The following is a 13,358-nucleotide window of genomic DNA, read 5'->3' on the forward strand; positions in this document are numbered from 1 at the left end:
ACCTTATATGAATTTTTTATCGAGATCATCTACGCTAAGCGTGATGAAAATAGTTTTTTGAAAAGGTGAAATAGTGGGTTCTTTACAAGCAAATAGGTTGTTTACTAGTGCTTCTTGTTCGGCAATTTCGAGTTTTTTTCCTGTTCGAATCGCCATACTTTTTGCCAATGATTTGACCAAAACATCGGTTTGACTAAATCCAGCATCTGGAATTTCTCCTTGGAAATCGTTTAACATTTGTTCAATGATAATTTGTAACTCGCTCTCAGAAATATTGGACGGAATTCCAGAAAGTTCTATACTGTCGTCGCCAATATTGCTAAACATGAAACCAATATTTTCTAAACTTTCCTTTACTTCTGTTAAAAGCGCAATCTCACTAGTAGAAAACGTCAAGGTGACAGGAAATAATAACTGCTGACTTACGGCATCACTTACTGTAATATTTCGTAGCAATTGTTCATACAAAACACGTTGATGTGCTCTGTGTTGGTCAATAACCACAATGCCCGATTTGATTGAACTTACAATATATTTTCGATGTAATTGATAGGTTAGTGTTTCTTTTTGCTCTTCATTGGTAAATAAAGAACTTGTCACTTCTTCCGATTCAAATTCTATATTTTCAGTAGAAAAAGCAGTATTTCCATTCGATTTTGATTCTAAGCCAACATATAAACTTTCCCAACCTTCATTTGATTCTTTCTTATAGTGTGTATATCTCGGAGCTGTTGCCGTGTTTCCTATTCCTTTTTTTTCATTGGAAAAAGGATTAAAACTGCGATCTACCTGAATATTTGGAATAGAAGCTTGTTTGTCTTTATAATTATAAGGCGTATCCAAATTGGCATCACGATCAAAATCTAAAACAGGAGCAATATTAAATTGTCCCAAACTATGTTTTACCGTAGCGCGCAACATTGCGTAGAGCGAATGTTCATCGTCAAATTTAATCTCTGTTTTTGTGGGATGAATATTGATATCAATCGTTTCTGGATTTACTTCTAAATAGATGAAATAACTCGGTTGCATTTTTTCCTTGAGTAAGCCTTCAAACGCTGCGCCAATTGCATGATGCAAATACGGACTTTTGATAAAACGATCGTTTACAAAGAAAAACTGTTCGTTCCGATTCTTTTTAGCAAATTCAGGTTTTCCAACAAAACCACTGATTTTTACAATATCTGTATCTTCATTAATAGGAACCAACTTTTCATTGGTTTTTCCTCCTAAAATATTTACAATACGCTGACGAATGTTACTTACAGGAAGATTAAATAATTCATTTCCATTGTGATATAACACAAAAGAAATAGCAGGGTGTGCCAATGCAACTCGTTGAAATTCATCGATAATGTGTCGCAATTCTACAGCGTCAGATTTTAAAAAATTACGTCGTGCTGGAATATTATAAAATAGATTTTTTACCGCAATTGAGGTTCCTGTAGGTGTCGTAACAACTTCTTGCGAGATAATCTTACTACCTTCAATTTTGATACGGCAACCCAATTCGACTTCTTCTTTCTTCGTATGTAACTCTACGTGTGCAATTGCGGCAATTGAAGCCAAGGCTTCTCCACGAAAACCCTTAGTGTGTAAATTAAACAAGTCTTCAGCAGTACGGATTTTGGATGTTGCATGTCGTTCAAAACAAAGACGTGCATCAGTTTCGCTCATTCCAAATCCGTTGTCAATAACTTGTACGAGTGTTTTCCCTGCTTCTTTAACAATCAGTTTAATTTCGGTTGCTTTAGCGTCAATTGCATTTTCAAGTAATTCTTTTACTACTGATGCAGGGCGCTGTACCACTTCTCCTGCGGCAATCTGATTCGCTACATGATCGGGTAAAAGCTTTATTATGTCTGCCATGAATTACTGTCTAAAAAAAGATTGATATTTCAAAGTCTAGAAGATAAAGTGCAATAAAAACCAAGACTGAAAATATAATAACCAGACGTATGGAGACTTCTGAATTTTTTCTGTTTCTACTTGCTTCGCCAGCATCTTCCCAAGCTCTTCTGTACCTAGCAAAACTTCTATCGGGCAAGGAACGTTCTTCTTCAGGTTTGTAGTACTGAGGAGTATAATTGAAAGTTCTATTTTTTCTCTTTTTAAAGAATCCGCCTAACATAAAAATCGCTTTACTAGTTAATATCAAAGTTACCTAAAAACTTAACAAAAACCATTCCTAAAGCCATAAAAAATGTTAAAACCCTTAAAAATGACACAAAAAAAAGCTCCCAATTTGGAAGCTTTTTAATTATCTATGAATCGTTTGTGTTCTGTCGGGTCCAACAGAAACAATCTTGATTGGAATTTCCAGTTCTTTTTCTAAAAAGTTGATGTAATCATTCAACTCTTTTGGAAATTGTGAAGGATTGGTCATTTTTGTCAAATCTTCTTTCCAGCCGTTAAATTCTGTGTAGATTGGTTCTACATTTTCTTCTTCTATATTGTAAGGTAAATGTGAGATGGTTTGACCTTTGTATTTGTATGCAGTACATACTTTTAAGGTTTTAAATCCAGAAAGTACATCACCTTTCATCATCATTAATTGTGTAACACCATTTACTTGACAAGCATATTTTAACGCTACCAAATCCAGCCATCCACAACGTCTTGGTCGCCCTGTTACTGCACCAAATTCGTGTCCGATACGCGCCATTTCTGAACCAACTTCATCAAAAAGTTCTGTAGGGAAAGGACCAGAGCCTACACGAGTGGTATATGCTTTAAAAATTCCAAATACATCTTGTACTTTATTTGGTGGAACACCTAAACCTGTACATGCGCCAGCAGCTGTTGTGTTGGAAGAAGTTACAAAAGGATACGTTCCAAAATCAATATCAAGTAATGAACCTTGTGCGCCTTCTGCTAATATGGTTTTTCCATTTTTTTGTGCTTGATGAAGATATTCTTCACTATCGATAAACTGTAATGTTTTCAATACTTCGACAGCTTCAAAAAATTCCGCTTCCATTTCAGCAAGATCATATTGGACATCTACGTTGTAGAAGTCAATCATTGCTTCATGTTTGTTGGTTAATGAGCGATATTTTTCTTGCCAATTGTCTAGTTCCAAATCACCTATACGAATTCCGTTTCTACCAGTTTTGTCCATGTATGTTGGGCCAATTCCTTTGAGTGTTGAACCAATTTTAGCTTTTCCTTTTGCTGCTTCAGAAGCAGCATCAAGTAAGCGATGCGTAGGCAGAATTAGGTGTGCTTTTCTAGAGATGATTAACTTTTTTTGAATGTCAATATTGAATTGCGCTAATCCATCTAATTCTTTTTTGAATACTACAGGATCAATCACAACGCCATTTCCAATCACATTGGTAGCTGTTTCATGAAAAATTCCTGAAGGAATGGTTCTGAGTACGTGTTTAATTCCATCAAATTCTAGTGTATGTCCTGCATTTGGGCCACCTTGAAAGCGTGCAATAATATCGTAGTTTGCGGTAAGAACGTCAACAATTTTTCCTTTGCCTTCGTCTCCCCATTGAAGTCCGAGTAGTAAATCTACTGCCATTGTATTAAATTAGTTTGTGTTGTTTGTGTTTGCTTGTGCAATTATTTTTTCTTCGTTGCGTAAAAATATAATGAGTGATTGTGAATATCGATATCAAAAATTTCTTCGATTGTTTTTTTTATGCTTTGAATTCTTGGGTCACAAAACTCCATTACTTCTCCAGAATCTGTCAAAATGATATGATCATGTTGTTTGTCAAAATATGATTTTTCGTAATGTGCTTGGTTTTGCCCAAATTGATGTTTGCGTACCAAGTTACTTTCTAACAAAAGCTCAATTGTGTTGTAAAGTGTAGCTCTACTCACGCGATAATTTTTGTTTTTCATTTTGATGTACAACGATTCGATATCGAAGTGCTCTTCGCTTTCGTAAATCTCTTGTAGTATTGCAAAGCGTTCAGGAGTTTTTCGATGACCATTGTCTTCTAAAAACTTCGTAAAAACGTTCTTTACAATTTCTTGATTATTCTCATCCATATATAGTTGCCTCTATGCTGAAGATTAAAGAACAAAGTTACATTTATTTTTGATATTAGGAATATATTCTGAAGTAGAATTTAGATATACCATTGTAGTAACAGCCTTTTGAAAGGCTCATTTAATGATTTCTTTATTTGCTAGCTGTAAATAGTGAACTAAAAATATATAAATCTGTTAATCAAAGATGTATGTGTGTTTAATTTCCAATCCAAAATTTTTGGAATGTATAGCTGTCTTCTTTTTTATAAATGTTCAATGATTGTATTTATAGGGTAAAATCATCATTGTTTCAAATTTGTAGTGAATCCTGAGAAAACTATTTTTAAATGAATTTTCAATATTTAATACTACTTTTTTAAAACAATCTTTTTTTTAGAAAAAAATGTAATTAAACAAATACTACCTATTAGTTTTAATGAATCTTTTAAAAGGTGTTTCATCCTCGCGTAACTTTTTCAATACCATTGATTTTTTGTAAATTCATAATCAATCGTTTGAGAATAGTATTGTTCTTAACAATTACAGTAATTCTTCCAATAAAAATTCCATCATTAGTTTCAAAACTGATGTTTCTGATGTTTACATGCATATTGTTCGAAATGATTTTCGTTACATCATTTACGAGCCCTATATTATCAATTCCTGTAAGTTCTAATAGTGCTGTAAATTCTTCTTGAGAAGAATCAATCCACTTAGCGTTCATAATACGATACGCATAATTTGCTTGTAGACTTACTGCATTTGGGCAATCTTTTTTATGAACTTTAATTCCATCATTAACAGTGACAAAACCAAATACAGGATCTCCAGGAATAGGATTGCAACAACTTGCCAGTTTATAATTTAGTTTTTCTTCTTCTTTTCCAAAAACAATCAAATCATAACGATTTGATATTTCTGGGGTGTCAATTTCTTCTTGCGGAATAGAAGGTGTTCTGCGAATTTTATTTTTAAAAAATTTGAAAAAGCTACTACTGCGTTGTGCGGCAAAATCCTTTAGCTTTTGGTTGTCAATTGTCCCAATTCCAACACGATAAAATAAATCTAAACTTGTTTTTAATTTAAAATAGCTTACGAGTTCATTGATTGATTTTTCATCAAGTGTAATTTTAAGTTGTTTTAACTTTCTTCGTAGAATTTCTTTCCCGTCTTCGGCAATTTCCTTCTTTTCTTCACGTAAAGACGATTTAATTTTGGAACGCGCTCTAGAAGTTGTCGCATAGTCGAGCCAGTTTGCATTTGGCTTAGACTTGTCTGATGTTATGATTTCTACTTGGTCTCCACTTTTAAGTTCATGACTTAACGGAACTAATTTTCCGTTTACTTTAGCGCCACGAGTACGAGATCCGACTTCGGTGTGAATACTAAAAGCAAAATCTAAAGGAGTAGCTCCTTTAGGAAGCGATTTTAGGTCTCCGGTAGGAGTGAATACAAAGATTTCTTTAGCGTATAAGTTCAACTTAAATTGCTCAACAAAATCTACTGCATTAGCTTCTTGGTTTTCTAGAGCTTCTTGTAATTTATTTAACCAAGGTTCAAGTCCGTGTTCTTTTTGATCTCCTTGTTTGTATTTAAAATGTGCAGCATATCCTTTTTCTGCAATTTCATGCATGCGGTGTGAGCGAATTTGGACTTCTACCCAACGACCTTTAGGTCCCATGACAGTGATATGCAAAGCCTCATATCCTGTAGATTTAGGAGAAGAAATCCAATCACGAAGACGCACCGGATTCGGGCGAAAATGGTCTGTTACAATTGAGTATATTTTCCAAGCTAGGAATTTTTCATTGCTTAAATCTTCGGTTTCATAGATGATACGGATGGCAAATTTATCATATACTTCATCGAAAGTAACACCTTGCTTAACCATTTTTCTACGGATAGAAAAAATGGATTTGAAACGACCTTTAATTTCGTAGGTTAAATTTTCCTTATCCAATGAATTTTTTATAATTGAAGAGAAGTTATCAATATATTGTTGTTGTTCTTCTTTACTTTCTTCAATTTTGTTTTGGATATCGTTAAAAACTTCTGGTTCTGTATATTTTAGCCCTAAATCTTCTAGTTCAGTCTTAATATTATACAGCCCAATACGGTGCGCCAAAGGAGCATAGATATACAATGTTTCAGAAGCAATTTTGACTTGTTTATGAGCAGGCATTGATTCCATTGTTTGCATATTGTGCAAACGATCGGCAATTTTGATAATAATTACACGTACATCGTCGTGGATAGTCAAAAGCATTTTACGGAAGTTTTCCGCTTGCATTGACACATCTTTATCTTTTTTTAGATGCGAGATTTTGGTTAATCCATCGACAATTTTGGCAACAGTAATTCCAAACATACGCTCAATATCTTCCAACGTATATTCAGTATCTTCCACAACATCATGTAATAGGGCAGAAGCAATAGAAGTAGCATCCATACCAATTTCAGAAGCTACAATTTTGGCAACTGCAATGGGATGAAATATATAAGCTTCTCCACTTTTTCTTCGCTGATTTTTATGTGCGTCAACAGCAACATCAAATGCTTTTCGGATTACTTTTTTGTCTTCCGCAGAAAGCACTTGATAACTGATGCGTAACAGTTCCTTGTACTGTTTGGCAATCGCAGCATTTTCTTTTTCGATATCAATTTCTGTCATATAATTAAAATTACTACAAAGAAATGTAACAAACAAGTTTGTTGTATGAATAAAAATGAAAAATAGATTGGGTATTTTTATCTCTTAAAACGCTTCAAAATTACGTTGCCGTTTGGCTTCAAAAATAAGGATTGCTGCAGCTACTGAAACGTTCATCGAATCTATTTTTCCTTGCATTGGGATAATGATATTTTGCGAAGAGTTTGACAGCCATTCATCACTTAAACCTGTAGCTTCTGTGCCAACAACAATTGCACTAGGTTTTGTAAAGTTTTGATGGTGATAGGGTTCTGAAGCTGTAAGAGCAGCGCAATAAATCGCTATATTTTTTTCTTTGAGAAATGAAATAATTTCAGAGGTACTTCCTGTAGCAATTTGAGTGGTAAATACGCACCCTACACTTGAGCGAACAATGTTTGGGTTGTAGAGGTCTGTTTTAGGATTGGCTATTAAAACAGCATCAACATTTGCAGCATCTGCTGTGCGAAGTAAGGCACCAATATTTCCAGGTTTTTCAGGAGCTTCTGCCACAAGAATGAGCGGAGAATTCTTAGATAGTTGAAGGTTGGATAGAGTATGTTTTTTGGTATGAACAATTGCTAATACGCCTTCAGTGCTACTGCGGTATGCAATTTTTTGATAGACTTCTTTTGTGATTTCAATATATTCGGGAGAATTAGAAGCTTTCTTGATGAGTTCTTGAATGTGAGGTTGTGGACAAATCTCAGGATAGAATAAAATAGTTTCTATGGTATAGTTGCCTTCCATTGCAAGAGATAATTCCCGAAAACCTTCTAAGATACATTTTCCTTCTTTTTTACGATTTCTTGATTTCTCTTGAAGCTGTAAAATGTATTTTATAGTTGTATTTTGTGTGCTTGAGATTTGCTTGTACATGTTGCAAAGATAAAAAAGAGTTTATTTTTTTATTCATATTAATTGATATTGTGTAATGAAGTATGTTTAGTTCCGACTGAATTGTTTATATGAAAAAAACTAACAAATGAAAAGAAATTTATGTTTCTTATTAGGAACACTTTTATTAACTGCTTGTGCCGAGCAAACAAAGAAGCCTGTTGCTTCAGAATCTAACACAGTGCTAAACGCAATTACTAAAAAATATCCTGAAAATTTAGAGAAGGTTTTTGATGCGCATGGAGGGATTAGTCAATGGAACAAAGCTCAAACTCTAGTGTATGAAATGGTAAAGCCTGACCATTTAGAAAAACACACTACTGATTTGCCTTCTAGGAAAACTCGTATTGATGGAAAAAACTTTACAATCGGTTTTGATGGAAAAGATGTATGGTTAGCTCAAAAAGATTCAACAGCCTTTAGAAGTAATGCCCGTTTTTACCACAATTTATATTTCTACTTTTATGCAATGCCTTTTGTATTGGGAGATGATGGAATTACCTATGAAAAAACAGACAGTTTGTTGTATGATGGCGTTTTGTATCCAGGAATTAAAGTTTCATATGGAGAAAACATAGGAGATTCTCCGGAAGATAATTATTTCTTGTATTATGATCCAGAAAGTTATCAAATGGAATGGTTAGGTTATACGGTAACCTATTTTAACGGAGAACCAAGTGATAAAGTTAGTTATATTCGCTATGGAGATTGGCAAAAAGTAAAAGGTGTTTTATTGCCTAAAACACTTACTTGGTATCACACGGACGATACAGGTAAAGTAACAGAGGCTAGAAATACAGTTACATTTACCAACGTAGTGTTAACAGATAAAGAATATAGTAATGATACATATGCACTGCCAGAAAATGCGGTTGTAGTGCCAAGGGAATAAATTGAATATTGAAAAAGAAAAAGTATTAAAAAAACCTCTTCCATATGGAAGAGGTTTTTTTATATTGTTTAATTAAAATTGACCTCTATAGGCTTCGTTTAGATGCAATTGATTGATATCAAATCCATTAAACATGATGTTGTTTAAACTATTTCTCAATTGGAAACGTTGAGAACTAATATTTGGTAAGATGGAGTGCTCTGAAGTTAGATTGCGAAACGTAGCAGAAATACTATTTTCATCGAACCTGTTTTGAGGGATACTTTTTTGAATATGTTCGCCAATGTTTGCTAAATTTGGTAATCTTTCATGTGTAGTCGTATACTCAGTGGCAATATGATTTGATAACTCAGTAAAACTTGGTAATTGAAAATTTTCAATGGTAGGATTGTCTTTATTCATAGTGACTGCTTGCTCTTGGGCAGACATTTGACAAACTATTGCGAGTCCTAATACGAATGTTAATTTTTGTATCTTTTTCATAACAAAGCTATTTTACAATTCTATAAACATAGATATTTCAATTTTTTTATTAAAGTTACTGTTTTTCACTATATTTTTTAGAGTAACGTTGCCATAATTTTGTTTGGTGTGTTTCCAAACTAATTTCACGACCATTGATAAATGCATGTGTCAAGATATTTCCGCGCATATCCAATGCATCTCCTTCACTTACAAATAAAGTAGCATCTTTACCAACTTCTAATGTTCCTAAACGATCATTAATTCCTAAGATTTGTGCCGTATTTGAAGTAATCAATTGCAATGCTTTTTCTTTATTCAAACCATGCGCTGCAACTGTTCCAGCTAAAAAAGGAAGGTTACGTGTGTTCATACGTTCCATCTGCCCGCTGTTTTCCAACCCAACAAGCACGCCAGCATCCATTAATAACTTTGCTTTTTTGTATGACAAATCGTAGTCTTCGTCATCTAACTCAGGAACAGAATGTGTTCTGTGTAATAATACAGGAACTTTATGTAAACGTAGCTCATTAGCCACTTTATGTGCATTGTATCCTCCAACGATTACTATTTTTAACTTGTTTTTCTTTCCAAAATCAATCGCATCTAAAATTCCTTTTTCTGATTCTACATGAACAAATAGTGATTGAGTTCCCTTTAGTAAGCCACTCATTGCTTCAAAAGGTAGATTTTTTGGGCTTCGGTCACCATTTAGATAAGCTGCGGCTTCATCAAAGGTTTTTTGTATCTCTTGAACTTGTTTAGAATAATTTTCATTAGGGCGTAAACCTCTAGATTCGCCAAGCCATGATCTACCTTTTGTGTAATCATTGGGCCAATTTATATGAATTCCGTCATCTGCTTTTAAGGCTGCATCTTCCCAATTCCAAGCGTCCAATTGTACAATGGAGGAAGTCCCAGAAACACGTCCACCACGAGGTGTTACCTGTGCTATTAAAATTCCATTAGGGCGACAACTTTCCACAACTTTTGATTCTGTATTATATGCGATTAGACTTCGTATATGCGGATTAAAACTACCTGTTTCGTCTTGGTCGCGAGTTGCTCTTACGGCATCTACTTCTACCAAGCCTAGCGTAGAATTTGGCGCAATAAATCCAGGATAAATGTGTTTTCCTTTGGCATCAATAATTTTTCCATCTGTTCGAGTGGATGCAGCTGATCCGATTCGAACTATTTTCCCATTTTCAAAAACAATGGTCGCATTTTCAATGACAGTTCCGTTTCCGATGTGTGCTGTGGCTCCAACAATTGAAATGGCTTGTGCTTGTTTAGGAGCTGGTGTTTGCTGTGCAAGCCCTGTAAAACTTATACATAAGCTTATGCAAATTGAATATATGAATAGATATTTTTTCATCACAAAATAGATTAAAGTTGTCCAGTGTCACAATGATTGTGTATTTTTTCTTTCTTTTTTACAGGCTGTGTTTTCATGCCTTTTCCTTTTTCCTGAAGCATCATATTGATGAGTTTGGCACGATCATTCTGAATGTTTCTACGTAATTGAGTATCGCGTTCTAAATCAAAGTAAATCGTTCCTTCAATCATGGTTGTTTGTGCTTTTGTGTAAATTGACATTGGATGATCTGTCCACAACACTAAATCTGCTTGTTTGCCTGTTTTTATACTCCCTACTTTGTCATCAATATGTAACAATTTAGCAGGATTCAATGTTACAAATTTCCATGCATCTTCTTCGGATACACCTCCATATTTAACAGCTTTTGCGGCTTCCTGATTCAATCTACGAGACATTTCTGCATCGTCAGAGTTAAAAGCAACAAGAACTCCTTGATTATGCATGATTGCTCCATTATATGGAATTGCGTCGTTTACTTCGTATTTGTATGCCCACCAATCAGAAAAAGTAGAACCACCTACGCCGTGTTCTTTCATTTTATCGGCTACTTTGTATCCTTCTAGAATGTGTGTAAAAGTATTGATATTGAAACCAAATTTTTCTGCAACTTTCATTAACATGTTGATTTCACTTTGAACGTAGGAGTGGCATGATACAAAGCGTTTGCTATTTAAAATTTCTGAAATCGTTTCCATTTCAATATCATAGCGATAATTTCCTGATTTCTTTTTTGCTTCATATTCTTTGGCACGTTGAAAGTAGTCTGTGAAAACTTGTTCAACACCCATACGAGTTTGTGGGAAACGAGTGGTTTCTGTATCACCCCAATTACTTTGCTTAACATTTTCTCCCAATGCAAATTTGATGAATCCATCGGCATCTTTAAACAACATTTCATCTGCTGAGCGTCCCCATTTTAAACTTAAAATAGCAGAACGACCACCAATTGGATTGGCAGAACCATGTAACAACTGGATTGTAGTTACACCTCCTGCAAGGTTTCTATAGATATCAACGTCTTCAGGATCTACAACATCTGCCATATTTACTTCTGCAGTGGAGTTATGTCCTGCTTCGTTGATTGCAAAAGCGGCAATGTGCGAATGTTCGTCGATAATTCCCGCAGTTAGATGTTTTCCTGTGGCATCAATAATTTTAGCATTACTAGCACTGATATTTTTGCCGATTCGTGCTATTTTACCATCTTTCACTAAAACATCTGTATTTTGAAGAATTCCTTCTTTTTCATTGGTCCAAACAGTTGCATTTTTGAATAAAATGGTTTCTTGACGAGGTAATGTTGTTGATCCATACGCACCATTAGGATAAGAAATAGGAAGCATTTCAGGAGTTTCCTCTTGCTTTTCTTTTTTGTCTTTTTCTTCTGATGAAGAGGTTGCTTTTTGCGTTGCATTGAAGGTGGTTTCATATCCTGTATCTAATACTGCTTTTCCTGAAATATAGGTTGGATTTTTCACCGAAGCTGTCAGTCTAATAAAACCAGTATTTGTAGTGTCAGGTGTGGTAAATTGCAACTGTAGCCAGCCATCAGAAAACGAAAGTTTTGATCCTAATTGTAATGAATCTATAATGACATCAGATTTTAACTTTTCAGGTGTTCCAGTAATGGCAAGTTGGTATGTTTTTCCAGCTATGTTGAGGTCGTACTTTCCGCGAAGATCAACCAAAGATTTGTCACTAAAGATATTTTGATTTCCTTGTACCCAATTTTCATAGATTACAGTTTCTTTATCAAAAAGATCTCCAGAGGTTATTATAAAATTGGCTTGGCGGCCGTTTTGTAAACTTCCAATTTTATCTTCTTGTTTTAGAATGCGAGCAGGAATCGTTGTCAATGCTTCCAAAGCTTTAGTTTTATCCAAACCATAAGCGATTGCTTTATGAATATTACTCATAAATTCTTTTCCAGATTTAGAATCGTGTAGGGTAAAGCTAAATGTAATTCCTTTGTCAGAGAGCATTTTTGGATTAGCAGGTGCTTGATTCCAATGTTTCATATCTTCCAATTCTAACACAGTTGATGCATACGGATCTGAAACATCATAAGCATTAGGGAAATTTACAGGAATTATAAATGATGCATTTGTAGCTTTCATCGCATCAATATTTTCATATTCACTTCCATCACCAACTAGAACGTATTGAATTCCGAAGTCATCGCCAATCGCATCCGTTTTGATACTATTATGTTTGCTTCCTGAATGAAAGATTTGAACCAAATTTTTATTTGCTACTAAAGCTTCTAATGCTAGGTCTGTACGATTTGCATTTCCTTTAGCATACCAATCTGCGTCATGGTACATTTGGCGTATTAATGCCATTGCGCCCATTAAAGATGTTGGATAGGATTGCCTTGAAGCTGCACTTTTTTCGTACGATAGATATTGAGCAGAACGATCATCTAAAATTCGCGTGCTATTATCTCCCGAAGTATTCAGGGCGACTAAAATTCCGTTTCCACGAACAATTCCGTCATGTTTATGAGTGTTTACAGTTCCAAATCCTGCTTTGAGAAGTTCATTAGCTTTTTTATTGTCAAAAGTAAATTCTTCCAAAGGATTCGTTTCTGGTCGAATATGATCATTCCAATAATAGCCTTCTCGACCAGCATCGTATTGTGGGGCTTCTCTCCAATTTCTGTTTCTTTTTGGTTTTTCAATCCCGAAATCTGAAAACGGATCAATAAATGAAGGGTAAATTGTTTTTCCGTTAAGATTCATAACAACAGCTCCTTTTGGAACAGAGATATTGGTTCCTACTTGTAGCACTTTTCCATCTTTAATGACAAGTGTTCCGTTGTCAATTATTTGCGAAGGTGTTACATAAATTTTTGCATTGGTAAATGCTGTTATGGTCTTTGTATCAGTTTTGACTCCATCATTCTTCGGAAAATATTCTTGAGCGAAGGCGGAGAAACTACACAGAATGACAAACAGCAACAAGTAAGGTTTGTTCATTGTTTTATGATTAGATTAATTAGATTAGTTAAACGTTTAAAGATACGCTATGAATGCACTAAGTAAGAG

9 protein-coding genes are annotated in these 13,358 nt (G+C 34.6%); 1 reads left to right on the forward strand and 8 read right to left on the reverse strand.

Annotation, left to right across the window (positions count from 1 at the left end):
* Positions 1–3: 3 nt before the first annotated feature.
* The 5 genes from mutL to AA088_RS06795 form a co-directional block, all read right to left on the reverse strand.
* Positions 4–1,869 (reverse strand): DNA mismatch repair endonuclease MutL, encoded by a 1,866-nt coding sequence (mutL, locus tag AA088_RS06770; RefSeq protein ID WP_046744225.1) that lies wholly within the window; start codon positions 1,867–1,869, stop codon positions 4–6.
* A gap of 391 nt (positions 1,870–2,260) precedes the next feature.
* A complete protein-coding gene (locus AA088_RS06780) occupies positions 2,261–3,532 on the reverse strand; it encodes an adenylosuccinate synthase (protein WP_046744227.1) in 1,272 nt (423 codons plus the stop codon).
* Between the two features lie 41 nt (positions 3,533–3,573).
* Positions 3,574–4,008, reverse strand: a complete 435-nt coding sequence (locus AA088_RS06785; RefSeq protein WP_046744228.1) for a Fur family transcriptional regulator — start codon at positions 4,006–4,008, stop codon at positions 3,574–3,576.
* Between the two features lie 439 nt (positions 4,009–4,447).
* On the reverse strand, positions 4,448–6,661 hold the full coding sequence (locus AA088_RS06790) for a RelA/SpoT family protein (RefSeq protein WP_046744229.1): 2,214 nt from the start codon (positions 6,659–6,661) through the stop codon (positions 4,448–4,450).
* 84 nt (positions 6,662–6,745) lie between these two features.
* Positions 6,746–7,558: a TrmH family RNA methyltransferase gene (locus AA088_RS06795; protein WP_046744230.1), complete on the reverse strand. Its 813-nt coding sequence runs from the start codon at positions 7,556–7,558 to the stop codon at positions 6,746–6,748.
* Positions 7,559–7,664: 106 nt separating this feature from the next.
* On the opposite strand from AA088_RS06795, the gene AA088_RS06800 reads away from it, so the two are divergent.
* Positions 7,665–8,468 (forward strand): DUF6503 family protein, encoded by an 804-nt coding sequence (locus AA088_RS06800; protein WP_046744231.1) that lies wholly within the window; start codon positions 7,665–7,667, stop codon positions 8,466–8,468.
* A 72-nt stretch (positions 8,469–8,540) separates the two neighbouring features.
* Here AA088_RS06800 and AA088_RS06805 read toward each other — a convergent pair whose 3' ends face one another.
* From AA088_RS06805 to AA088_RS06815, 3 genes are read right to left on the reverse strand one after another with little or no spacing between them, the layout of a single operon-like run.
* Complete coding sequence (locus tag AA088_RS06805) at positions 8,541–8,951, reverse strand: hypothetical protein (RefSeq protein WP_156168466.1); 411 nt, start codon at positions 8,949–8,951, stop codon at positions 8,541–8,543.
* A gap of 55 nt (positions 8,952–9,006) precedes the next feature.
* The gene (locus tag AA088_RS06810) at positions 9,007–10,308 is read right to left on the reverse strand and encodes an amidohydrolase family protein (RefSeq protein ID WP_046744233.1); all 1,302 of its coding nucleotides are present in this window, start codon (positions 10,306–10,308) and stop codon (positions 9,007–9,009) included.
* Positions 10,309–10,319: 11 nt separating this feature from the next.
* Complete coding sequence (locus tag AA088_RS06815) at positions 10,320–13,289, reverse strand: amidohydrolase family protein (RefSeq protein ID WP_046744234.1); 2,970 nt, start codon at positions 13,287–13,289, stop codon at positions 10,320–10,322.
* Positions 13,290–13,358: the final 69 nt, after the last annotated feature.

Source organism: Kordia zhangzhouensis, assembly GCF_001005305.1.
In the GTDB taxonomy this organism is placed as follows: domain Bacteria; phylum Bacteroidota; class Bacteroidia; order Flavobacteriales; family Flavobacteriaceae; genus Kordia; species Kordia zhangzhouensis.